The 22,727-nt window shown below is 71.8% G+C and carries 19 protein-coding genes; 3 read left to right on the top strand and 16 right to left on the bottom strand.

Annotated features, from left to right (window positions below; all coding sequences use genetic code 11):
• Positions 1-6: 6 nt before the first annotated feature.
• From ACIO1C_RS29470 to ACIO1C_RS29430, 9 genes are all read right to left on the bottom strand, one after another.
• On the bottom strand, positions 7-888 hold the full coding sequence (locus tag ACIO1C_RS29470; RefSeq protein ID WP_401868952.1) for a RecB family exonuclease: 882 nt from the start codon (positions 886-888) through the stop codon (positions 7-9).
• Positions 863-1,621 (bottom strand): WhiB family transcriptional regulator, encoded by a 759-nt coding sequence (locus tag ACIO1C_RS29465; protein ID WP_401868949.1) that lies wholly within the window; start codon positions 1,619-1,621, stop codon positions 863-865. The genes ACIO1C_RS29470 and ACIO1C_RS29465 overlap by 26 nt, the downstream gene beginning before the upstream one ends.
• Positions 1,603-1,794, bottom strand: a complete 192-nt coding sequence (locus ACIO1C_RS29460; protein ID WP_401868947.1) for a hypothetical protein — start codon at positions 1,792-1,794, stop codon at positions 1,603-1,605. The genes ACIO1C_RS29465 and ACIO1C_RS29460 overlap by 19 nt, the downstream gene beginning before the upstream one ends.
• The gene (locus ACIO1C_RS29455) at positions 1,791-2,105 is read right to left on the bottom strand and encodes a hypothetical protein (RefSeq protein WP_401868944.1); all 315 of its coding nucleotides are present in this window, start codon (positions 2,103-2,105) and stop codon (positions 1,791-1,793) included. The genes ACIO1C_RS29460 and ACIO1C_RS29455 overlap by 4 nt, the downstream gene beginning before the upstream one ends.
• 58 nt (positions 2,106-2,163) lie before the next feature.
• Positions 2,164-2,406: a hypothetical protein gene (locus tag ACIO1C_RS29450; protein WP_401868942.1), complete on the bottom strand. Its 243-nt coding sequence runs from the start codon at positions 2,404-2,406 to the stop codon at positions 2,164-2,166.
• A gap of 60 nt (positions 2,407-2,466) precedes the next feature.
• Complete coding sequence (locus tag ACIO1C_RS29445; protein ID WP_401868941.1) at positions 2,467-3,918, bottom strand: recombinase family protein; 1,452 nt, start codon at positions 3,916-3,918, stop codon at positions 2,467-2,469.
• Between the two features lie 150 nt (positions 3,919-4,068).
• Positions 4,069-5,430, bottom strand: coding sequence for an alkaline phosphatase family protein (locus tag ACIO1C_RS29440; RefSeq protein WP_401868939.1), 1,362 nt, complete (start codon positions 5,428-5,430; stop codon positions 4,069-4,071).
• A complete protein-coding gene (locus ACIO1C_RS29435) occupies positions 5,430-6,026 on the bottom strand; it encodes a DUF5998 family protein (RefSeq protein WP_161309731.1) in 597 nt (198 codons plus the stop codon). Before ACIO1C_RS29435 ends, ACIO1C_RS29440 begins: the two co-directional genes overlap by 1 nt.
• 106 nt (positions 6,027-6,132) lie before the next feature.
• Complete coding sequence (locus ACIO1C_RS29430; RefSeq protein ID WP_401868936.1) at positions 6,133-8,940, bottom strand: GNAT family N-acetyltransferase; 2,808 nt, start codon at positions 8,938-8,940, stop codon at positions 6,133-6,135.
• Between the two features lie 184 nt (positions 8,941-9,124).
• Between ACIO1C_RS29430 and ACIO1C_RS29425 the strand changes: the two genes are divergently transcribed.
• Positions 9,125-9,406 (top strand): HPr family phosphocarrier protein, encoded by a 282-nt coding sequence (locus ACIO1C_RS29425; RefSeq protein ID WP_401868933.1) that lies wholly within the window; start codon positions 9,125-9,127, stop codon positions 9,404-9,406.
• Positions 9,407-9,565: 159 nt separating this feature from the next.
• On the opposite strand, the gene ACIO1C_RS29420 is transcribed toward ACIO1C_RS29425, so the two are convergent.
• From ACIO1C_RS29420 to ACIO1C_RS29405, 4 genes are all read right to left on the bottom strand, one after another.
• Positions 9,566-10,255 (bottom strand): GntR family transcriptional regulator, encoded by a 690-nt coding sequence (locus ACIO1C_RS29420; protein ID WP_327234101.1) that lies wholly within the window; start codon positions 10,253-10,255, stop codon positions 9,566-9,568.
• A gap of 166 nt (positions 10,256-10,421) precedes the next feature.
• Positions 10,422-11,258 (bottom strand): M23 family metallopeptidase, encoded by an 837-nt coding sequence (locus ACIO1C_RS29415; RefSeq protein WP_401868930.1) that lies wholly within the window; start codon positions 11,256-11,258, stop codon positions 10,422-10,424.
• Between the two features lie 252 nt (positions 11,259-11,510).
• Entirely contained in the window at positions 11,511-12,878 is a 1,368-nt protein-coding gene (locus tag ACIO1C_RS29410) for a M16 family metallopeptidase (RefSeq protein WP_401869211.1), read from the bottom strand.
• Positions 12,879-12,895: 17 nt separating this feature from the next.
• Positions 12,896-14,245: a M16 family metallopeptidase gene (locus tag ACIO1C_RS29405; RefSeq protein ID WP_401869208.1), complete on the bottom strand. Its 1,350-nt coding sequence runs from the start codon at positions 14,243-14,245 to the stop codon at positions 12,896-12,898.
• A 196-nt stretch (positions 14,246-14,441) separates the two neighbouring features.
• Between ACIO1C_RS29405 and ACIO1C_RS29400 the strand changes: the two genes are divergently transcribed.
• Positions 14,442-16,892 carry a DNA topoisomerase (ATP-hydrolyzing) subunit A gene (locus ACIO1C_RS29400; RefSeq protein ID WP_401868928.1) on the top strand — a complete coding sequence of 817 codons (2,451 nt, stop codon included), beginning with the start codon at positions 14,442-14,444 and terminating at the stop codon, positions 16,890-16,892.
• A 55-nt stretch (positions 16,893-16,947) separates the two neighbouring features.
• Here ACIO1C_RS29400 and ACIO1C_RS29395 read toward each other — a convergent pair whose 3' ends face one another.
• Both ACIO1C_RS29395 and ACIO1C_RS29390 read right to left on the bottom strand, forming a co-directional pair.
• The gene (locus ACIO1C_RS29395; RefSeq protein WP_401868925.1) at positions 16,948-18,120 is read right to left on the bottom strand and encodes a CobW family GTP-binding protein; all 1,173 of its coding nucleotides are present in this window, start codon (positions 18,118-18,120) and stop codon (positions 16,948-16,950) included.
• A gap of 208 nt (positions 18,121-18,328) precedes the next feature.
• Complete coding sequence (locus ACIO1C_RS29390) at positions 18,329-18,769, bottom strand: hypothetical protein (protein ID WP_401868922.1); 441 nt, start codon at positions 18,767-18,769, stop codon at positions 18,329-18,331.
• A gap of 163 nt (positions 18,770-18,932) precedes the next feature.
• On the opposite strand from ACIO1C_RS29390, the gene ACIO1C_RS29385 reads away from it, so the two are divergent.
• A complete protein-coding gene (locus ACIO1C_RS29385; RefSeq protein ID WP_401868919.1) occupies positions 18,933-22,265 on the top strand; it encodes an AMP-binding protein in 3,333 nt (1,110 codons plus the stop codon).
• Positions 22,266-22,497: 232 nt separating this feature from the next.
• On the opposite strand, the gene ACIO1C_RS29380 is transcribed toward ACIO1C_RS29385, so the two are convergent.
• Positions 22,498-22,665 (bottom strand): MbtH family protein, encoded by a 168-nt coding sequence (locus tag ACIO1C_RS29380; protein WP_401868917.1) that lies wholly within the window; start codon positions 22,663-22,665, stop codon positions 22,498-22,500.
• Positions 22,666-22,727: the final 62 nt, after the last annotated feature.

The raw sequence follows: 22,727 nt of genomic DNA, 5'->3' as shown, positions 1-22,727 counted from the left end.
CTCTCCTTAGTACGGAGGGTCGTTGCTGGGGTGACCCGGGCTCGCAGGGTCGTAGATGTGGGCCAGGGGCCCGTTCTGCTTCGCGCACGCGCTCTGCACGTCGCAGATGAAGCACGCGTTCGGGAAGCCGTTCGCGGGGAAGCTCCCGCGCTTGATCTCGTCCCACGTCTCGGAGAAGACCGCGCCCACGAACTCGGGCGTGTGCCCGGAGAGGTCGAAGGGCTTGCCCAGCTCGCTCTTCCTGTTCAGGAAGGCGACGCCCCAGTCCACCTGGACGTCGTACTTCACGCGCAGCAGCGCGGCGTACACGCCGAACTGGTCGGGCGTGGTGGGCGCCCGCTTGCCGCTCTTGAGATCGAGGATCCAGAGCTTCTTGAAGACGGGGTCCCAGAAGACCCGGTCCAGGTACGCCTTGATCTCCGGCTCGCAGCCGGGGAGACGTCCGCTGATGTCCAGCTCGATGGCCGGTTCGCCATCGGGCGTGGTCCACAGCTCCCACGGGGAGCGCTGACGCCAGTCGATGTACGACTGGACCAGGCTCGGGCCCATGGCCCGCCACTCCTCCAGGCCCTCGGCCTGGGTGCGACGCCAGAGGTTCTCGTTCGGCTCCTTGGCGCGGATCTCCGCGAGCTGCTTCTCCAACGCGGTGTTCCAGATCAACTGGACCTGCTCCGCGTTCATGTCCCTGCCCCGCTTGGCGTGGAGGTCATAGAACTCGGTCGCCTCGTGCACGGCGGATCCGCCGGCCGACCACACGGCCGGTCTCTGCGGTGCTCCGGCTTTGTACTTGAGCATCCAGCTCTTCGCGCAGCGCTCCATCGTCTCCCTGGAGGAGTGGGAGAGGTGCTTGACCTCGCGCAGCTCACCCGGCTTTCTGGGCCCGCTCACGGTCCACCCGCCCTACGTAGTCGAGGATTTGCTTGGGCTGGGGGTGGTAGATGCGCACGTTCTCCGCGCGCACCCACTTCTGGACGACGTCCTTGATGGCGAAGACCTGCACGAAGATCCAGCGCCCGTCCTCGGTCTCGCCCTTGTAGTGGGCGTCCGCGAAGACGCTGTTGTGCCAGACCCACGCGTGCCGGCGCCCGTCCATCGACGGGAAGACGAGCGTCTTGCCCGCCTCGGGCAGCGGCAGGTCCACGACCTGTCCGCGCCGCTCCTCGCCCAGGGCGCGCTTGTGCGCCAGGTACTCCCGGATGAGCCGGGAGCCGAGGATGTCGCTGATCCCGGTCATGTGCCGTACGCGCGTCCAGCTCACGTCACGTGAGCGCAGAGCGTGAAGCTCCTTGCCCCATGCCAAGCGGCGCTCGGTGGTCCAGTGACGGGCGAGCTTCGACATCTTCTTGCGGACGAGCCAGCGTTCGCGCTCGTCCCGTCCGCCCCAGACGCCGTACTCCTCGCCGATGGAGTCGCGGCGGCACTCCATCCGTACGGGGCAGAAGGAGCAGATCTTCTTCGCCGCGTCCCAGTGCGCCTGGACCTCGGGACTCGGCGGCTTGCCGAGCGCCGGACCGTGCTTGGCGAAGAAGCGCTCGCTGTCCACGCTCCGACAGCTCGCGCGGATGATCCACTTGCGTTCGGGGTCGTACAGGACCGTCCTGGTTACCGGTTCGAGAGCCACAGCGTGACCATCCCGAGTCCGATGGCACCACCGACGACACCGCCTGCGGCGTTCCACGCGAGGCGCCGTACGCCGCTCTGGTGGGCGCGCAGGAAGCGCAGCAGGTGCAGGCGGTCGGTGATACGAGAAAGGCCGCCACGAGGGCGGCCTGACGGGTCGTTCGGCGTGCTCACGTCGACACCTCCGGGAGGTCGTAGCAGTCGACTGCCGTGTGGACCCGGAGAGAGGTCTCCCCGTCACACGCGCATTCGCGCTGGTAGATCTCGCACTCCGGGTCGATGAGGTCGGCGGCTTCGCCGCGCCCGTCGTACCAGCCGTTCGCGTAGATGAGGAATCGCTGATCCGCGCTATCTGGGCCCTTGGCCCAGCGGATCTTCTCCGCCAGCTCGTGGGCGTAGGCGTCGAGGGCGGCCTCCGCCGCTTCGGCACTGGGCGCTCCGAAGGAGAAGCAGAGCCAGGTCAGAAGCTGACCTCGGGCGTTCATCGCGCGCCCCGGCATGCGCAGGGGTACTGCCTCTTGCATCCGGGGCAGACGTCGTACGTCATGCCAGTCCCTTCTTGATCTGCTCCAGCTCGCGCCGGAGGCGTTCGTTCTCCTGCGTCAGGCGGTAGCCCGCCCGGCTGTCTGCCGCGTTGCGGCCGTTGCCGTACGCGTCCCGCAACAGCGGGTACACCGCGTCGGTGACGCCCTCGATGGCCACGTCGGTGGCCCACTCGCCGAACCACATGACGAGTACGGGACCGAGCTGCTCGCGCAGCGCTTCGCGGCGCTGGGCCTTGTTCATGCCCCTCCAATGCGAAGAGCCCCCGGCGGGTGCCAGGGGCTCGTGGGTTGTTGTTGCAGGTCAGGCGGCCCAGATGGGCTCGATCAGATCCGGATTGAACTTGTGTCCGGTACGACCCGACGGGTGGATGATCACAGCCTTGAGGCTTTGGAGCACCAAGGCGCGCTGCCTGTCCAGCGGACGCGTGAGGAAGTCCTCACGCGTCTCGACGTCGGCCGCCTCGGCGGCTTTCGCTTGAACGGCTTTGGCCTCAAGGCGACGACGCTCGTAGAGCAGATCGTCCCGCTCCGCCTCCAGCGGGGGGAGTAGCTCGATCAGCACCGCGACGGAGAGTTTGGCCGCCTTCCTGGCGGCGATCAACTCTCCGATCTCGCTCTGTACCTGAGCGAGCCTTTCCGCGCCGCTCCAGGCGTCGGCGGGCGCTTCACCGCCCCGCCTCCGGCGGTGCCGGTCGGCGAGGACAAGGTCAATGATCAGGTCATCGACCGGCGCGCCGGCGCGGCCGACCTTCCCGCAGCGGAAGTCGGGCGAGTAGTTGTTGCAGGAGTACAGATAGCTCGCCCTCTTGACGCCGCCGCGCATGCCCTTGCCACACGCCCCGCATCGGGCGATGCCGGACAGCAAGTACTTGGCCACGCCCTGACCGCCCCGAGTCGTGCGAGCACGGTCACGGAGCGCCGTGACCACCGCGTCCAGCTCCGCTGGCGAGCAGATTCGCTCCCAGTTCCCGGAGATGGGAGCGCCGTCCGTCCCGGCGACAACCTCACCCCTGTACGTCTTGATGCCCGCGAGGGCGGGGTGCGTCAGGGCGTGCTGAACCGTCTTGTGCCGTACGGCACCCGGCGCCTTCCCGCTCTTCACGCTGCCCACGTAGCGCGCGCCCTGTGCGTTGGTCGGGCCAACGCCGCGCTCGGCCCAGTCGTCCTGGATTGCCGAGATGCGGTCTCCGGCGAGAATCCGGGCATGCCCGGCAAGGATCTCCCGCTTGGCGTCCGGGTCAACGCTGCCGTCGGGCAGCCACCCCCAAGGGCGGCGCCCTCCGTGCAGGAGCTTGCCTTCGGCCACCAAGGCCGCCTGCTTGCGCTTCACGCGCCGACTCGTGTCGGCTGACGACTTGTTGGCGAACGCCACCATGACGCGGGCCATGGTGCGGCCATCGGGTGACGTCAGATCGATGTCGCCCTGATATGAGGAGAAGACATAGCCCGGGTTCTCCTCGTAGATGTCGATCAGGCGCTCAAGGTCTCTCGGCTGGCGAACGAGGCGGTCAAGGTCGTAGACGACGACCCCCTTGATAACGCCGGACTCCAGATCCGTGAGCATCTGCTCGAACTGCGGCCGTACGACCTTCCGCTGATAGGCGGAGAGGTCGTTGTCCTCGTAGTCCCGGGCGATGTCCCATCGCCGAATGCTGGCCAGCGCGTGACAGTCCTCGCGCTGGCGCTCAACGCCAGCGCCGGTGTCCTCCGCGTCGTCCGAGATGCGCTCGTAGGCCCCTACGATGACAGGCACTTGATCCCCCCGTGTTGCCGTGACTGATGCGTCACTGAGGATCGTAGTAGATCGTTCCGGAGAAGAAGACGAGCTCTGGCATGCGGGGTGACGGCCTTTCGGATGTGCGGGCAGCTCTGCGCCCCGGAACGCTGCCTGCGAACCGGGCGACTAGGAGCGTACTTCGAGGAGGGGGACGAGCTGTTCGACGGGGGTCATCGAGCCGTGCATCCCGACCATCGCCGACTCGTGGGGCTCCTGGACCGAGGCGGTGATCACGACGTCGGCGTGGGCCGCCGCGACCACGTCGCCGATCCTGCCGTACACCCGTTCCTCGACCGTGCCCGGCGGGCCGAACCAGCCCGCCTCGACGGCCTCGTCGCGGCTCGCCACCCAGAAACGGTCGCCGATCACGTCGCGCCACACGGTCAGGACGTCGGCCTCGGCGCCCGGGACGGCGTACACGTAGCGGGCGCGGCCCTCGCCGCCCAGCAGGGCGACTCCGGCGCGCAGCTCCCAGTCCTCGTCGAAGTCGATGCGCGACTCCTCGTCGAAGGGGATGTCGATCATGCCGTGGTCGGCGGTGACGTAGAGGGCGGCGCGGGGCGGGAGTTGTTCGGCGAGGCGCTGGACGAGCCGGTCGACGTACATCAACTGGCCGCGCCAGGCGTCGGAGTCGACGCCGAAGCGGTGGCCCTTGCCGTCGACCTCGCTGTAGTACGTGTAGACCAGCGACCGGTCGGCGGCGGCGAGTTGGGCCGCGGCGAGGTCCATCCGGTCCTCGCCGGTGAGCCGGCCGTGGAACGTGCCGCCGCTCAGCGCGACCTGGGTGAGCGGGGTGTTGCGGAAGGTCGGGGACGACACCTGGGCGGTGTGCACGCCGGCCGCGTCGGCGAGCTGGAAGACCGTCGGATACGGCTGCCAGACGTGCGGCGCGGTCCAGGGCTGCCAGCGGAGCTGGTTCATCAGCGCGCCGGTCGCGGGGTCGCGGACGGTGTAGCCGGGCAGGCCGTGCGCGCCGGGCGGCAGGCCCGTACCGACGGAGGCGAGCGAGGTCGCGGTGGTGGCGGGGAACCCGGCGGTGATCGGCCGTCCTGTGGAGCCGCGGGAGGTGCCGAGCAGCGAGGTCAGGTACGGCGCCTCGTCGGGGTGCGCCTTGATCTGCTCCCAGCCGAGGCCGTCGATCAGGAAGACGCAGTTGCGGTCGGCGGGGGTGAGTTCGGGGATCGCCGCCGTCAGGTTCGGTACGCCCTGTCCTGCGGCGAGGGTGGGGAGCAGGTCGGCGAGGGAGCCGCTGCCGTACTCCGGTACGGGGGCGGTGCCGAGGGCGAGCGGGAGTGGGTCGTCGGGCCAGCGGGCCGTGGTCGGGGCGGGGTCGCGGGGCGCCGGCGTCGGCGTGGGGTCGCGGGGCGCCGCTGTCGGCGTGGACGCGGGCCGGGAGCTTGTCCGCGCGGTGGGCGTCGGGGGCTGCCGGGGCTTCGCCGGCTGCGGGCGGGGGCGGGGCCGTGGCCTGGGTGGTGGCTGCGCGGACATCAGCGGGCGGTCGCCGCGGTGGCCGCGGTGGCTTCCGAGAGGGCCTGGGCGAAGGCGAGCGTCTGGCGGACGGTGTCGGGGCCGTCGCCGGCCTCGCTGACCCGCAGGCTCAGGTCGTCGGCGGTCGAGCTGCCCGTGTAGCCGTGGTCCGCCTCGCAGTTGGGGTCGCCGCAGGCGGCGGGCTCCAGGTCGATACGGGAGACCGCGCCCCATCCGATGGTGAGGACGACCTCGCGGGGCAGCGTGCCGGGGGTGTACGACTCCGGGTTGCCGACGACCCTGCTGACCACGACCGACGAGATGCGGTCGATCTTGACGGACTCGGTGGAGGTGGTGGCGTAGGGCGTCGGGGAGCTGGTGTCGGAGGCCTGTTCGTCGGTGTGGCTGACGATGAAGCGGTGGGCCGTCAGGACGAGGACGGTGACATGGCGGCGCACCTCGTTCGCGTCGAAGGTGGTCTCCTGGTGCACCACGTACGACACGATCGGCTCGCCGCCGACAGCGGCCTCCACCGCCTCGGCCACGAGAGCCGGGTAGTAGCCGCTGCGCTCGATCGCCGTGCGCAGCCCCTGGGTCGTCGTACCGGTCTTCGCCATGGGCTCCATCCTACGGTGGCCGGATGGCTTCGGAGGACGGCGTGCGGGGTGGCGTCCGGGCCTGGTCCGGGGCGGCTCGTCTCCCCGGGGCGTGTCCGCCGGATCGTCAGTAGCTCGGCAGGCGGCGCGGGCCGAAGTCGTCGCGGGCGGGGGGCGGGGCGAGGCGGACGCCCGCACCGAGGACGGAGAGTCCGTGGGTGGCGACGACGACGGGTTCGAGGTCGACGGAGACGATCTCGGGGTGGTCGTCGACCAGCCGGGAGACGCGGAGCAGCAGTTCTTCGAGGGCGGGGGTGTCGACGGGCGTGGAGCCGCGCCAGCCGAACAGGAGCGGGGCGGCCCTGATGGACCTGATCTGCTCGGCGGCGTCGCGGTCGGTGGCGGGGACGAGGCGGTGGGCGAGGTCGCCGAGGAGTTCGGAGGCGGCGCCGGCGAGGCCGAAGGAGAGGACGGCGCCGGCGGCCGGGTCGATGGCCGCGCGCACGACGGTGTCGACGCCGCGGGGGGCCATGGACTGGACGACGGGGAGCAGTTCGGCGGGGGTGCCGAGGGCGTCGGTCAGCTCGCCGTACGCGAGGCGGAGTTGGGCCTCGTCACCGAGGTCGAGCCGTACGCCGCCGAGGTCGGCGCGGTGGCGCAGGTGGGGCGCGGTCGTCTTGAGCGCGACGGGGTATCGGAGCCGCGTGGCGGCGGTGGCGGCGTCGTCGGGTCCTGGCGCGGGGAGGGTGGGCCGTACGGAGATCCCGTACCGCCCGAGCAGCGCCACGGCGTCGTCGTCCCCGAGCCTCACCCCCCGGGGATCGGCCACCCCGTCCCCGAGCGCCCGCCGGATGAGCGCCCCGGCCCCGGCCTCGTCGATGGTGTCGTACTCGGGCACCTTCCCGGGCTCGGCGATCGCCCGCCGCCAGTCGGCGTACTGCACCACCTCGGCGAGGGCGCGCACGGCGCGTTCGGCGGCGGGGTAGGCGGGGACGGCCCGGGGGGCGGGGGACGGCTGCTCGGGGGCGGGACCCCCGGCGGGCCCACCGCTCGCCGGGTCCGGTTCCGTCGCCGACAGTGCCTCCGGCAGGCCCGGCAGTTCCACGTGGACCACCGCCACCGGCTTCGGCGGGGCGCCGGTGGTCGCTTCTCTCAGGGCTCGGGCCAGGGCGGTGGCCTCCGTTGTCTCCGCGGCCTCCGTGAGAAGCGGGGTGGACGTTTCGCCCACGTGGGGGATCACCGTGACCACCACCGCGTCGCACGACGGGTCGGACAGGGCCGTGGCCAGGGCCGTACGGAAGTCCGGCGGGGTCGCGGACGTCGTCAGGTCGCGGGGTGGGAGCGGGCGCAGTCCCTCCGCCAGGCAGGCGTCGTACGTGAGGAGCCCCAGGGACTCGGAGTTGCCGAGGATCGCGACGCGGGGGCCCGCGGGCAGGGGCTGGGACGCCAGGAGAAGGCCCGCGTCGACCAGTTCCGTCACCGTGTCCACGCGGATCACGCCCGCCTGGCGCAGCAGCGCCGAGACCGTGGCGTCCGGGATGCGGGTCACCGGCACCGCGTGGCCGGGCGGCGCGCTGCCGCTGTGGCGTGCTCCCTTGACCGCGACGACCGGCTTCACGGCGGCCGTGCGGCGGGCCAGGCGGGTGAACTTCCTGGGGTTGCCCAGGGATTCCAGGTACATCAGGACGACATCGGTGTCCGGGTCCTCGTACCAGTACTGGAGGAAGTCGTTGCCGGACACGTCCGCCCGGTTGCCCGCCGAGATGAACGTGGACAGGCGCGCCCCGCGCCGGTGCAGTCCTGCCAGCAGCGCGATGCCGATCGAGCCCGACTGCGTGAACAGGCCGATCCGGCCGCGCGCCGGCGGCTCCGGCGCGAGGGAGGCGTTCAGCCGCACGGCCGGCGAGGTGTTGATGATCCCGAAGGCGTTGGGGCCGATGAGGCGCATCCCGTACGAGCGGACCTGCCGTACGAGTTCGCGCTGGCGCGCCCGCCCCTCGTCGCCGCTCTCCGCATACCCGGCGGAGAGGACCACCAGTCCCTGGACGCCGTGCTCACCGCAGCGCGCGACCGCTTCGGGCACGCGCCGCGCGGGCACCGCGAGGATCGCGAGGTCGACGGGGTCGGGGATCTCCGCGAGGGAGCGGACGGCCGGGACGCCGTCCAGTTCCCGCGTGTCCGGGGCGAAGGCGTCGTTCACCGCGTACGTACGGCCCGTGAAGCCCGCGGCCGCCAGGTTCCGCAGGACCGTGCGGCCGACCCCGCCCGGCGTACGGCCCGTGCCGATCACGGCGACCGAGCCGGGCGCGAGCAGGCGCTGTACGGAGCGCGCCTCCGCGCGCTGTTCGCGCCCGCGCTGTACGGCGAGCGACGCGTCCGTCGGCTCCAGGTCGAGGGTCAGGTGCACGGCCCCGTCCTCGAAACTGCGCTTCTGGGTGAACCCGGCGTCCCGGAACACCTTGATCATCTTGTTGTTCGCGGGCAGCACCTCCGCCGCGAACCGGCGGATCCCCCGCTCCCTGGCGACCGCCGCGATGTGTTCGAGGAGCGCCGAGGCGATCCCCCGCCCCTGGTGCGCGTCCTGGACGAGGAACGCGACCTCCGCCTCGTCGGCCGGCGCGGACGCGGACCGCCCCCGCTCGTCGACGCGGTCGTAGCGCACGGTCGCGATGAACTCGCCGCCCACCGTCACCGCGAGACCCACCCGGTCCACGTAGTCGTGGTGGGTGAACCGGTGCACGTCCTTGTCGGACAGCCGGGGGTACGGTGCGAAGAAGCGGTAGTACTTCGATTCGTCGGAGACCTGTTCGAAGAAGCTGACGAGGCGCTCCGCGTCGTCGGCCGTGATGGGCCTGATCCGGGCGGTGCCCCCGTCCCGCAGCACCACATCCGCTTCCCAGTGGCCGGGGTACGCGTGCTCCGACGGCGTCTCCATAGGTCGAAGCCTACGGCGGACGGGCGCAGCGGGTCGGCAGGAGTGGACCGTACGGCACGTGAGAGACTGGTCTAGACAACCTCATGATTTCGAACCTCATGAGTCCGGATGAGTCCGGCTCATGAGTCCGGCTCATGATCTCGACCTCGCGACATCGAACCTCGTGACACCGAAGGGCACCACCATGGCAGAGCGACACGTCCACGTCGGCTGGACCGAGGGCCTGCACGCCCGCCCCGCCTCCATCTTCGTCCGTGCCGTCACGGCCACCGGCGTTCCCGTCACGGTCGCGAAGGCGGAGAGCAGCCCGGTGAACGCGGCCTCGATGCTCGCGGTGCTGGGCCTGGGCGCGCGGGGCGGCGAGGAGATCGTGCTCGCCTCGGACGCGGAGGGCGCCGACGCGGCGCTGGACCGGCTGGCGAAGCTGGTCACCGAGGGGCTCGACGAACTGCCCGAGACGGTCTGACCACCGGTCACGGCCGGAGATTGTCCGGGGATCCCCCGAATTCATTTCACGGCTGAGCCGTGGTGCGCGAGAATTCAGCGCACCACGGCTCAGCCTTTTCCGTGCGGGCAGCAGAAAAGAAGTCCTGCGTATTACTTCTCTTTGTATACGGTGTGGATGTTAAGAACGAGCACTCGCGGTGTTTACGGCATGTTGCGAAGGCCTCACCTTTTCCCGGCCCCGCTCCGGCCGCCGCAGCCGGTGCACGGCCGCCGTGCGCTCCGCGTGCAGCGTCGTGAGCGCCCGCGCGCGCTCCGCGTCGCCGCGCGCCACCGCGTCCACGATCGCGCCGTGCTCGGCCCAGGACTCCACGGGGTGGGCGGGCTGCTCAACGACGTACATCCAGGCGATCTTGTGCCGCAGCTGGGTGAGCAGTGAGGTCAGCGCGGGGCTCCCGGAGGCCTGCGCGAGGGTCTCGTGGAACCACGCCCCCAGGGCGCGCAGGTCCTCTCCCTGCCCTCGCCTGGCCCGCTCCTGTCCCAGTCTGACCAGGCCGCGCAGGACCTTGAGGTGTGCTTCGGTACGGCGCTGGGCGGCCCGGGCCGCCCCGAGCGGTTCCAGCAGCAGCCGGACCTCCAGGAGGTCCGCCGCCTCCTGGTCGGTGGGCTCGGCCACACACGCGCCGACGTGGCGGCGGGTGGTCACGAAGCCCTCCGACTCCAGCGTGCGCAGCGCCTCGCGCACCGGGACGCGGGAGACGCCGTACCGCCGGGCCAGCTGTTCCTCGGTGAGCCGGCTGCCCCGCTCGAATACACCGGAGACGATGTCGTCGCGGATCGCCGTGCATACCGAGTGCGCGGGAATGCGCATGTCCGAACCTCCGACTTAATCCGCGCGAAACACTGCCGATTGACTCCTGTTCCGTGACTCTATTGCAATCTTCGCGGATTTCCGATGGGTGCCCGGAATTTGTGCATACCTTTTGGCCAGCCGGCCGGCCGGGGACGGCGCTCGGGCGGGCGATCGGGCGGAGGCGTCAGACGTCCACGCCGTGGGTCCGCAGATACGCGACGGGGTCGATGTCGGTGCCGTACGCGGCGCTCGTACGTGCCTCGAAGTGGAGGTGGGGTCCTGTGGTGTTGCCGGTGGCGCCCGAGTGGCCGATCCGCTGCCCCGGGGCGACCGCCTGCCCCACGGACACGCCGAGGGAGGAGAGGTGCCCGTACTGGGTGTACATGCCGTCGGCCATCCGGAGCACGACGCTGTTGCCGTACGCGCCGCTCCAGCCGGCCTCCACGACGGTGCCCGCGCCGACCGCCACCACCGGGGTGCCGGAGGCGGCGTGGAAGTCGACGCCGGTGTGGCTGCCGGAGGACCAGAGCGACCCGCCGGTCCGGTAGCCGGTGCTGACGTACGAGCCCGCGACGGGTGGCCGGAACGAGCCGAGACGCCTGCGCTCGGCCGCCCTGGCCGCGCGCTGCTTCTCCCCGCGGACCTCCTTGGCGCGGGCCCGCGCGTCGCGCTCGGCCTCGGCCTTCGCGGCGGCCCTGGCCCTGGCCTCCGCCTTCGCCAGCGCCTCGGCCTTCGCGGCCCGGTCGGCGGCCTCGCGCTGGGCGACCGCCTGCGCGTCGATCGTGTCGGCCAGGGTGTCGTCCAGGGCCAGGGCGCTGCTGAGGACCAGTGCGCCGTCGAGGCCGGCCTCCTGGAGGGGCGCGGTGCGCGGGGCGAGCGCGCCGGTGGCGAGCGCCGGGGACGAGAGGGTGCCCATCACGCCGCCGACGGTGAGCGTCGCGAGGCCGGCGATGCCCGCGCCCCTGCGTGTCGTACGGCTCCGGGCACGGTGCTTCCCGGTGGGACGGGTGAATGCCGGCAAAGCGGGGATCCTTTCGTTCCTCTCGCCTGCCGGACAGGGCCTGTCCGATGCCACGGTGGTGGCGGGGTGCCGGCGAAACAACCGGACCGACGCTAGGCGGACGCTCTTTCAATCACCAAACGGGCAGGCCCGTTTGTAGCGCACACCACAGGACCGAACGGACATAAAGGGGAAACCCCGGCGACGTGGCGCCGGGGTTTCCCCTTGTCCGAGAAAGCGTCCGGAAAAGCACCCGGACGAAATCAGCCTGAATCAGCCCGTGACAACCGTCACTTCGCCGATTCCCAGCGCCTCGACCGGTGCCTTGATCTGGGACGCGTCGCCGACGAGCACCGTGACCAGCCGGTCCACCGGGAAGGCGTTGACCGCCGCGGCGGTCGCCTCGACCGTTCCGGTCTCGGCCAGGCGCGCGTACAACTGCGCCTGAAAGTCGTCGGGGAGGTGCTGCTCGACCTGGTCGGCCAGCGTGCCCGCGACGGAGGCCGCCGTCTCGTACTTGAGCGGGGCCACCCCGACCAGGTTCTGCACGGCCACGTCACGCTCGGCGTCCGTCAGGCCCTCGGCCGCCAGCGTGCGCAGCACCGTCCAGAGGTCCGACAGCGCCGGGCCCGTGGACTCCGTGTCGACGGAACCGCTGATGGCGAGCATCGCGGCGCCCGTGCCGTCCGGGGCGGAGCGCAGCACCTGGCCGAAGGCCCGTACGCCGTACGTATAGCCCTTCTCCTCGCGCAGCACCCGGTCGAGGCGGGAGGTGAGCGTGCCTCCCAGGCAGTACGTGCCCAGTACCTGGGCCGGCCAGACCCGGTCGTGCCGGTCGGCGCCGATGCGGCCGATGAGCAGCTGCGTCTGGACGGCGCCGGGGCGGTCCACGATCACGACCCGGCCGGTGTCGTCCGCCGTGATGGCCGGGGCGGGGCGGGCGGCGGCGGTGTTGCCGGTCCACGCGCCGAGGGTCTCGGCGAGCAGCCCGTCCACGTCGACACCCGTGAGGTCGCCGACGATCACGGCGGTGGCGGTGGCCGGGCGGATGTGCGCCTCGTAGAAGGCGCGTACGGCGGCGGCGTCGATCCGGCCGACCGTCTCCTCGGTGCCCTGGCGGGGCCGGGACATGCGCAGCGAGGCCGGGAACAGCTCCTTGGAGAGCTGCTTGGCCGCGCGGCGGCCGGGGTTGGCGGTCTCGTGCGGGATCTCGTCGAGGCGGTTGCGGACGAGCCGCTCGACCTCGGGGTCCGCGAACGCCGGGGCGCGCAGGGCCTCGGCGAGCAGGCCGAGCGCCTTGGGCAGCCGGGAGACGGGGACCTCCAGGGAGACCCGCAGCCCGGGGTGGTCGGCGTGCGCGTCGAGGGTGGCGCCGCAGCGCTCCAGCTCGGCGGCGAACTCCTCGGCGGTGTGCTTGTCGGTGCCCTCGGACAGCGCCCTCGCCATGATCGTGGCGATGCCGTCGAGGCCCTCGGGCTCGGCGTCCAGGGGGGCGTCGAGGTTGATCTCGACGGCCACCACCTGCTGTCCGGGGCGGTGACAGCGCAGCACGGTCAGCCCGTTGTCGAGCGCGCCGCGCTCGGGGGCGGGGAAGGCCCACGGCCTGGCCTCGCCGGCGGTCGGCTGCGGATGGAACTCCATGGTCACGGCAGCGTCGGTCACTGGTCCGCCCCCTCGTGCTCGTCGGTCTCTTCGGCGGCTTCGTCTTCTGCGGTGACCGGTTCGTACACCAGCACGGCCCTGTTGTCCGGGCGCAGCCGGGCGGCGGCGACGGCCTTGACCTCGTCGGCGGTGATGTCGAGCACGCGTGTGACGGCGCTGAGCGCCAGCTGCGGGTCGCCGAACAGCACGGCGTACCTGCACAGTTCGTCCGCGCGGCCCGCGACCGTACCGAGCCGGTCCAGCCACTCGCGCTCCAGCTGGGCCTGGGCCCGCTCCATCTCCTCGGCGGTGGGGCCCTCGGCGGCGAGCCGGGCGAGTTCCTCGTCGACGGCGGTCTCGATCTGCGGGACCTCGACCCCGCCGGACGTCTTCACGTCCAGCCAGCCGAGCGAGGGCGCGCCGGCGAGGCGCAGGAGGCCGAAGCCGGCCGCGACGGCGGTCTGGTCACGCCGTACCAGACGGTTGTGCAGGCGGGACGACTCGCCGCCGCCGAGGACCGTCAGCGCCAGGTCGGCGGCGTCGCACTCACGGGTGCCGTCGTGCGGCAACCGGTAGGCGGCCATCAGCGCGCGCGCCGGGACCTCCTCGTGGATCTCCTCGCGCAGCTGGCCGCCCATGGTCTCGGGGAGGGAGCCGTCGCGCGGCGGCTGCTTGCCGTCGTGGGAGGGGATCGAGCCGAAGTACTTCTCGACCCAGGCGAGCGTCTGCCCGGGGTCGATGTCGCCGACGACCGACAGCACCGCGTTGTTCGGCGCGTAGTTCGTACGGAAGAAGGCGCGCGCGTCTTCGAGGGTCGCCGCGTCGAGGTCGGCCATGGAGCCGATCGGCGTGTGGTGGTACGGGTGGCCCTCGGGGTACGCGAGCGCGGTCAGGCGCTCGAAAGCCGTACCGTACGGCACATTGTCGTACCGCTGGCGGCGCTCGTTCTTGACGACGTCCCGCTGGTTTTCCATCGACTCGTCGTCGAGCGCGGCGAGCAAGGAGCCCATCCGGTCGGCTTCCAGCCAGAGCGCCAGCTCCAGCTGGTGGGTGGGCATGGTCTCGAAGTAGTTCGTGCGCTCGAAGCTGGTGGTGCCGTTCAGGGAGCCGCCGGCGCCCTGGACCAGTTCGAAGTGGCCGTTCCCCTTCACCTGCGCCGAGCCCTGGAACATCAGGTGCTCGAAGAGGTGGGCGAGTCCTGTACGGCCCTTGACCTCGTGCCGGGAGCCGACGTCGTACCAGAGGCAGACCGCGGCGACCGGGGTCAGGTGGTCCTCGGAGAGCACCACGCGCAGGCCGTTGGCCAGCCGGTGCTCAGTCGCTGTCAGGCCGCCGGAACCGGCCTGCGCTGTGGCCGTGTGACCCATGGGCATGTACGTCCCTTCGATCGCGATATGGAGAAGTCCTGCCACTGTATGCAAGCGTGCCGACGCCTGGCGAAGTTCCCGTGCGTCACACGCTGGGAGACGGGGCGAGGTCGGCGTTGTCGGTGGAGCGGTCCACAATGGTCGGCGTCAGTTCAAGTAGTTGCCGTACAGGACCTGTGAAGGAGCCGCAGCAGCGATGGCCCGCCGCAGCACGAAGACCCCGCCGCCGGAGGACTTCGAGGAGAAGATCCTCGACATCGACGTGGTCGATGAAATGCAGGGCTCCTTCCTCGAGTACGCGTACTCGGTGATCTACTCCCGGGCCCTGCCGGACGCCCGCGACGGCATGAAACCGGTGCACCGCCGCATCGTGTACCAGATGAACGAGATGGGGCTGCGCCCCGACCGCGGGTATGTGAAGTGCGCCCGTGTCGTGGGCGAAGTCATGGGAAAGCTCCACCCGCACGGGGACGCGTCGATCTACGACGCGCTCGTCCGGATGGCACAGCCGTTCTCCATGCGGCTGCCCCTGGTGGACGGTCATGGCAACTTCGGGTCGCTCGGGAACGACGATCCGCCCGCCGCCATGCGGTACACCGAGTGCCGGATGGCTGACGCCACGTCACTGATGACGGAGTCGATCGACGAGGACACCGTCGATTTCCAGCCGAATTACGACGGCCAGGAGCGGGAACCGGTCACGCTGCCCTCGGCGTACCCGAACCTCCTGGTCAACGGAGCCACCGGGATCGCGGTCGGCATGGCTACGAACATGCCGCCGCACAACCTCGGTGAGGTCGTGGCGGCAGCTCGCCACCTGATCCGGCACCCGACGGCCGACCTGGAAACGCTGATGCGTTTTGTGCCGGGCCCCGACCTGCCGACCGGCGGCCGCGTGGTCGGCCTCGGCGGCATCAAGGACGCGTACGAGACCGGGCGCGGGACCTTCAAGATCAGGTCCACGGTCACGATCGAGGACGTCAGCGCGCGCCGCAAGGGCCTGATCGTCACGGAGCTGCCGTTCACCGTCGGCCCCGAGAAGGTGATCGCGAAGATCAAGGATCTGGTCTCCGCCAAGAAGCTCCAGGGCATCGCCGACGTCAAGGACCTCACGGACCGTTCGCACGGTCTGCGCCTGGTCATCGAGGTCAAGAACGGCTTCGTGCCGGAGGCCGTGCTGGAGCAGCTCTACAAGCTCACGCCGATGGAGGAGACCTTCGGCATCAACAACGTGGCGCTGGTCGACGGCCAGCCGCTGACGCTCGGACTCAAGGAGCTGCTGGAGGTCTACCTGGACCACCGGTTCACCGTGGTCCGCAGGCGCAGCGAGTTCCGCAGGACCAAGCGGCGCGACCGGCTGCACCTGGTCGAGGGGCTGCTCGTCGCGCTCATCGACATCGACGAGGTCATCCGCCTCATCAGGTCGAGCGACAACTCCGCCCAGGCGAAGGAGCGGCTCATCGAGCACTTCTCGCTGAGCGACATCCAGACGCAGTACATCCTGGACACGCCGCTGCGCCGGCTCACCCGGTTCGACCGGATCGAGCTGGAGAGCGAGCGCGACCGGCTCACCGGCGAGATCGACGAGTTGACCGGGATCCTGGACTCGGACGCGGAGCTGCGGAAGCTGGTCTCGACCGAACTGGCCGCGGTGGCGAAGAAGTTCGGCACCCCCCGGCGCACGGTGCTGCTGGAGTCCGGCGCGTCGACGGTGGCGTCGGTGCCGCTGGAGGTCGCGGACGACCCGTGCCGGGTGCTGCTGTCCTCGACGGGCCTGCTGGCCCGTACGGTCAACGGCGAGCCGCTGGAGGGCGGTGACGGCCGGCGGACGAACCACGACGTGATTCTCTCGGCCGTCCCGGCGACGGCACGCGGCGACGTGGGCGCGGTGACGTCCGAGGGGCGGCTCCTGCGGATCTCGGTGATCGACCTGCCCCAGCTGCCCGACACGGCCTCGGCGCCGAACCTGTCGGGCGGGGCGCCGGTCGCGGAGTTCCTGACGCTGGAGCCCGACGAGGAGCTGATCTGCCTGACCACGCTGGACGAGTCCTCCCCCGGGCTCGCGCTGGGCACGCTCCAGGGTGTGGTCAAGCGGGTGGTCCCGGACTACCCGTCGAACAAGGACGAGCTGGAGGTCATCTCCCTCAAGGAGGGTGACCGGATCGTCGGCGGCCAGGAGTTGCGTACGGGCGAGGAGGACCTGGTCTTCATCACGTCCGACGCGCAGCTGCTGCGCTTCCAGGCCGCGCAGGTACGGCCGCAGGGGCGGCCCGCGGGCGGGATGGCGGGCATCAAGCTGGCCGAGGGCGCGACGGTGATCTCGTTCACGGCGGTGGATCCGGCGGCGGACGGCTCGGTGTTCACGGTGACCGGCTCGCTGGGCACGCTGGACGACTCCGTACGGACCGCGAAGCTCACCCCGTTCGACCAGTATCCGCGCAAGGGGCGGGCGACGGGTGGCGTGCGCTGCCACCGGTTCCTCAAGGGTGAGGACTTCCTCGCGCTGGCGTGGGCCGGCGCGGGGCCGGCGCGGGCGGCGCGGAAGAACGGGGCTCCGATGGAGCTGCCGGCGCCGGACCCGAGGCGCGACGGGTCGGGGACGCCGTTCACGGCGGAGATCGCGGCGCTGGCGGGGCCGGCGCACTGACGAGGCCGCCGGTCGCGTGGGGCTGACGCCTCCTCCGCGACCGGCGGCCGGGCCTTCAGTCGCCGGGCGGGCCTTCGGGTCCGTCCGGCGATCGCGGATCGGGTGCGGTGGTGTCGGGTGCGGTGGTGGTCGGTGGCACGTCCGGACTGTCCTCGTCGGACGGTACGTAACGCATGACGCCCCACATCGCACGGTCGTCGGCGGCGTCCCGCGCGGCGGGGCCCTGGCAGGCCGCCAGCTCCTTGAGGAGGACGTCCCCGTCGATGCCCGCGCCGATCAGGACCAGTTGGGTGAGGCGTTCCTCGCCGGGGCCCCAGGGCTCCGGGTGGAAGCGCAGGAAGCGGCCGACGGTGTGCAGGGCGTAGCGGTTCGCCGGGTCGCCGTCGCCGAAGTCGACAAATCCCTTGATGCGGTAGAGCCCTTCGGGCCGTGAGTCCAGGAACCGCATGACGCGGCGGGGGTCCATCGGGGCGGTGGCCGTGAACGACACGGTGTCGTAGGCGGCGTGCGGATGGCCGTCGTGGGGGCCGGTTCCGGCGTGGTGCGGGTGGGGCTCGTCCGCGTACAGGTCCTCGAACGTCAGCTGACGTACCTTCTCGTCCTCGGCGGACCTGACCGCCGGGTCGAAGAGCAGCTCCGGATCGATCCGTCCGTACGAGGAGGAGATCACCGGCGTCCCGGGGCTCAGCTCGCCCAGGGCGGAGCGGATGCGCCGCCGGTCGCCCTCCACCACCCGGTCGGTCTTGTTGAGGACGACCAGGTCAGCGAGGGCCAGGTGACGGTCGATCTCGGGGTGGCGGGTGCGGGTGGTGTCGAACTCGGCGGCGTCGACGACCTGGACGAGTCCCCCGTACACCGTGCCCGGATGGTCGCCGGTCAGGATCATCCGGACCAGTTCCTGCGGCTCGGCGAGACCGCTCGCCTCGATGACGATGATGTCGATCTTCGCCTCGGGGCGGGTGAGGCGCTCCAGGTAGCCGTCGAGTTCGCTCGCGTCCACGGCGCAGCACAGACAGCCGTTGCCGAACGAGACGGTGGAGCCGACCTGTCCTGCGACGGTCATGGAGTCGATCTCGATGGCGCCGAAGTCGTTGACCACGACCGCGATCCGGCGGCCCGCGCGGTTGCGGAGCAGGTGGTTGAGGAGGGTCGTCTTGCCGGAGCCGAGGAAGCCGGTGAGCACGACCACCGGGATCTGCCGCCTGCCGGCCGGGTCCGTGCCGCTCATCGCCGTGCCTCCGTGTCGGTGCTGTCCATGCTGGTGCTGTCCGTGCTGCGCTGTCCGTGTCGGTGCTGTCCGTGCCCGTGCTGTCCGTGCCCGTGCTGTCCGTGCCCGTGCTGTCCCTGCCGCTTGTTCCGGCGGTCGGCCGTGGAGCCCGTCCGCCCGCTCCAGGGTATGCCGGGGCGTGACACGCGGCCCGGTGGTGGGACGCGCGTCATCGCCCGTACGGGGATCTCTCGTCCAGCAGGGTCCAGAGGGCGGTCTCGTCCTGTTCGTCCATCGTGAAGGCCGCCGTGAACAGGCGCAGGGTGTCGGCCGACAGCAGGTGTCCGCCGAGCGCGCGGGAGACCCGGTCGCGCAGGGCGCGGGGCAGGAGTTCGCTTCCGGCGGCGTCGCCGTTGAGCCAGAGCCAGTGAGCCAACACCCGTGCCACGGCAGCCTGGTTGACCGGTTCGGGGGTGGCGCGGACGACCTGGCGGAGCCAGCGGTCGCGATACGGGCCGGGGCGGGCGAGCAGTTCGGCGAGGTGACGGCCGGCGGCGGATCCGGTGCCGGTGCTTGTGCTCGTACCGGCGCCAGGGGTCGTACCGGCGCCTCGGCTCGTACCGGCGCCTCGGCTCGCATCAGCGGGGGTTCGGGGGTGGGTGACGGCCACGTGGTCCGCTCCTGGGCGTAGAGGTGGCGGGTGCGACACAACTGCGACACAGCGCCGATATTCTGACGAAGACCGCGCATTGGTCCAGACCATAGCGGAGCCGCGGGCGCTGACGCCATGGTCGCCAACTTCTCTTCCCCGGGGAGTGGTTCGGCGATGCGGCGTGTCCGCCGGGGCGAGCCCGCCAGGGCTGTCCGCGAAGTGGGGTCGCTCGCCGAAGCCGCACCTGGAGGTCGTCATCACCCGCTCCGCGCCCAGCACCCCGCGTACCGCCCGCCCGCCGGCCGTTCCCGCGTCGACCGTTCCCGAGCTGCTCGACGCGCGGGCCGCCGAACACCCCGACCGGCTCGCGCTCCGGGTCGTCGGCGGTGGCTCGGTCACGTACCGGCAGTGGCGGGACTCGGCGCTGAGGGCGGCCGTGGGCCTGGCGGAGGCGGGGGTACGGCCGGGGGCGCGGGTCGCCCTGCGCTTCCGGAACGACGCGTGGGAACGGTTCGCCGTCGCGTTCCTCGCCGTGCAGTACGCGGGCGGGGTTCCGGTGCCCGTACGGGAGGATCTCGCGGAGCCGGAGGCGGCGAGGCTCGCGGCGCTGGCCGAGGCGGGGACGGTGGTGCGTGACGCGGGAGCCGGGCCGGTGGCGTCGTCGCCCGCTCCCCGTGCTCTGCCCGGCACGGTGGACCTGCTCCTGTCCGATCTCCTGACGAAGCATCAGGCAACACCGTCCGAACCCCCGTACCGGGTGGGCCCGTTGGACCAGGCCCAGGTGATCGGCACGTCCGGCACCACCGGTGCGCCGAAGGGCGTGTTCGCCGCACACGGCAACCTGACGGCGGGGCTGACCCTCAACCCCCGCCCCCGGCCGTACGCGCACTCCCGGCACGCGCTGCACGCGTTCCCCCTCGGCACGAACGCCGGGCAGGTGATGCTGATGAACGCCCTCACGGGGGCGCCTGCCACCTTGGTCCTCCCCCGCTTCGACGCGGATGAATTCGGCCGTACCGTCGAGGAGTTCGGGGTCGGCACGGTGTTCCTCGTCCCGTCGATGGCCGTCGAACTGCTCAACGCGGGCACGGCGCGTACGTACGACCTCTCCAGTGTGCTGCTGGTCAGTTCGTCGGCCGCCGCGCTGCCGGGTCCCGTCGCCACCGCCCTGGCCGCGGCGCTGCCCGGGGCCACCCTGGTGAACACGTACACCTCGGCGGAGGCCGCTCCCGCGCAGATCTCCGCGATCGTCGACGCCCGGCACCCCGGGTCGGTGGGCCGCCCGGCCGACCCCGCCGACCTGCGGATCCTCGACGCGGAGGGGCGGGAACTGGCGGTGGGCGAGGTCGGTGAGGTGTGGCTGCGCCAGCCGGGGCCGCCGCGCGGCTACCTCGGCGGGGGCCCCGGGGCGGGTGCCGGTGCGGGTGCCGGTATGGGTGCCGGTATGGGCGCGGCTCCCGGCGCGGCGGACAACGCGCGGGTGTTCCGTGACGGGTGGGTGCGGATGGGGGACCTGGGGCGGGTGGACGACGGGGGCCGTCTGTACCTGGTCGACCGGGAGAGCGATGTCATCAAGTCCGGTGCGCTGAAGGTCTCGACGCTGCGGATCGAGGAGGTCCTGCACGAACACCCGCGCGTGGCCGACGCGGCGGCGCTCGGGCTGCCGCACGCGGTGATGGGCGCGGTGCCGGTGGCCGTGGTCGTACCGGGCCGGGACGGTCTGGACCTCGACGAGCTGCGGCTCTTCCTGAGCGCGCGCCTGAGCCGCCCCGAACTCCCCCTCCGCATCCTGCTCGTGGACCGGCTGCCGAAGAACCCGACCGGCAAGGTGGTCAAGCACCTGCTGCGCCCGCTGTTCGACGCACCGGCGGCGGGGGCGGCGGCGGTCGTCACGCCCTCCACCCCCACCGAACTGCGGCTGGCGGCGATCTGGCGCAGGCTGCTGGGCCGGGCGGTGGCGGACGTGTCCGCGGAGTTCTTCGCACTCGGCGGGGACTCGTTCCGGGCGGTGCAGCTGGCGGCTGCGCTGGACGCGGAGTTCGGGGTACGGGCGGGAACCGCGCTGATCTTCGAACGCCCTTCGCTGCGGGCGCAGGCGGCGTGGGTGGATGGGCGGGAGGGGGCTGCCGCGGGGAGTGGGACCGCCACGACCAGCGCCCCCGACTCGGCCGCCTCCACGTCCACCGCCACGTCCACCGCCACGGTGACGCCGTACCTCAGGCGCCTCCGCGCCCAGGCGCACGCCGTCCCGCTCACCTCCCAGCAGGAGAACTTCTTCCGCTGGATGGCGGAGGCGCCCGGCCGGGACGCGGGCGCGGTCACCGCGCTGTTCCGGGTCACGGACCGGCTGGAGCCGGACACCCTGGGGCGGGCGCTGGCCGAGGCGGTGCGCAGGCATCCCGCGCTGCGGACCCGCTTCGAACCGGTGGCGGGGGAGCCCGGGGTGGTACGGGTGGTGCTGGACGAGGAGCCGGCCGTACGGATCACCCTGCGCGAGGCGCCCGGCGCGAGCGACGCGGAGGTGGACGAGCTGCTGCTCGCCGAGCGGGACCGGCTGACGGATCTGGCGCGGGATCCGATGGCGCGACTGCTGGTGGTGACGCGGGGGCCGGAGGACCATGTGGTCCTGCTGGCGGCCCATCACATGGTCAGCGACGGCTGGTCGGTGGGTGTGCTGTTGTCGGACCTGGGGGTGCTCTACTCGGCGCTGCGGCGCGGGCGGACGGCGCCGCCGGTGCGGTCGGGGCCCGGCTACCGGGAGTTGGTGGAGTGGTCCCACGCGCACTGGCCGCAGTCGCGGAGTCACTTCGCCGCCGCGCTCGCGGGCGCGCCGCCCGCGGTGGAGGTGTTCCCGGGGCGCCGGGAGGTGGCGGAAGTCCTCACCAAGGCGTACCGGTTCGACCTGCCGGCCGAGTGGGCGGAGGCCCTGCGGGCGCGGGCGGCCGAGCTGGGAGCGACGCCCTTCCTGGCGGTGACGGCGGCGTGGACGGGGTTGCTGGCGGCCCGGAGCGGGCAGAGCGAACTGGTCCTGATGACACCCGTCCCCGGCCGGCCGCGTCCGGACGCGGAGCACGTGGTCGGCTGTTTCGTACAGTCGTTGCTGCTCCGGGTGGACGCGTCGGGGAGCCCGGGCTTCGCGGAGCTGCTGGACCGGTTGCGGGTCACGGCGACGGAGGCGCTGGACCACCAGTTGTACCCGTTCGCGGAGTTCAGCCCGGCGGCGCCGTTCGCGGCGTGGCTCCGGTACGAGGCGTGGACCGCGCCCGCCCAACTCCCGGGTCTGCGCTGCGCCCCCTGGGAACTGCCACGCGGCACGACGGTGCCGTGGCCCTTGCCGGGCGGGGACCGGGGGGTTCCGGAGCTGACGGTGGTGGAGCAGCCGGGGGGCGGTTTGGCGTGCTGGCTCCAGTACAACGCGCTGGCGTTCGAAGAACGCGTTGTCGCGGCGCTGGCGGCGGAGTTCGTGAGCGCACTGGAGGCGGCGTGCGGCGCCCCACAACCGAACCGCCGCTGACGCGGCGTCGTCCTCAATCGCCGGACAGGCTTGATTTGCCTCCGACGCCGGACGAACAGATCAGGCCGGTCCGGCGTTCCCCCGCGCATGCCCTCCGGCGCCAGGCGGGCACCTCAAGCCCGTCCGGCGCTTGAGGACACCCACCCACCGGCCCGCGCGGGCGCATACATCCCGTCCGGCGATTGAGGACAACGCCCACGCGGCGGCGTACCGCGCAACGCCACCCGCTGAGTCAGGCGCGCGCGCTCAACGGGCGCAAGTCCGTCCACACCTCCCCGATCCTCGCCAGGCACTCCTCCCGCGTCCCCCTCGTCCCCTCCGCCCGCCACCCCGCCGGGATCTCCTGATCGGTCGGCCAGACCGAGTACTGCTCCTCGTGGTTGACGACCACAGCAAACATCGTTCCTCCTGGGGATGTGGGACATGAGTCAAAGGTGGGGGGCCAGCAAACAGGGGGACACG

Origin of the sequence: Streptomyces sp. NPDC087420 (genome assembly GCF_044744165.1) — a bacterium.
GTDB lineage: Bacteria > Actinomycetota > Actinomycetes > Streptomycetales > Streptomycetaceae > Streptomyces.
This window is presented reverse-complemented; position numbering and strand designations above follow the sequence as displayed.

Bases quoted from the DNA above. Each gene is read 5' to 3' on its own strand.
- ACIO1C_RS29455 (WP_401868944.1), bottom strand. From the start codon at position 2,105: ATGAACGCCCGAGGTCAGCTTCTGACCTGGCTCTGCTTCTCCTTCGGA.
- ACIO1C_RS29450 (WP_401868942.1), bottom strand. From the start codon at position 2,406: ATGAACAAGGCCCAGCGCCGCGAAGCGCTGCGCGAGCAGCTCGGTCCC.
- ACIO1C_RS29440 (WP_401868939.1), bottom strand. From the start codon at position 5,430: ATGTCCGCGCAGCCACCACCCAGGCCACGGCCCCGCCCCCGCCCGCAG.
- ACIO1C_RS29435 (WP_161309731.1), bottom strand. From the start codon at position 6,026: ATGGCGAAGACCGGTACGACGACCCAGGGGCTGCGCACGGCGATCGAG.
- ACIO1C_RS29430 (WP_401868936.1), bottom strand. From the start codon at position 8,940: ATGGAGACGCCGTCGGAGCACGCGTACCCCGGCCACTGGGAAGCGGAT.
- ACIO1C_RS29425 (WP_401868933.1), top strand. From the start codon at position 9,125: ATGGCAGAGCGACACGTCCACGTCGGCTGGACCGAGGGCCTGCACGCC.
- ACIO1C_RS29420 (WP_327234101.1), bottom strand. From the start codon at position 10,255: ATGCGCATTCCCGCGCACTCGGTATGCACGGCGATCCGCGACGACATC.
- ACIO1C_RS29410 (WP_401869211.1), bottom strand. From the start codon at position 12,878: ATGGAGTTCCATCCGCAGCCGACCGCCGGCGAGGCCAGGCCGTGGGCC.
- ACIO1C_RS29405 (WP_401869208.1), bottom strand. From the start codon at position 14,245: ATGGGTCACACGGCCACAGCGCAGGCCGGTTCCGGCGGCCTGACAGCG.
- ACIO1C_RS29400 (WP_401868928.1), top strand. From the start codon at position 14,442: ATGGCCCGCCGCAGCACGAAGACCCCGCCGCCGGAGGACTTCGAGGAG.
- ACIO1C_RS29395 (WP_401868925.1), bottom strand. From the start codon at position 18,120: ATGAGCGGCACGGACCCGGCCGGCAGGCGGCAGATCCCGGTGGTCGTG.
- ACIO1C_RS29380 (WP_401868917.1), bottom strand. From the start codon at position 22,665: ATGTTTGCTGTGGTCGTCAACCACGAGGAGCAGTACTCGGTCTGGCCG.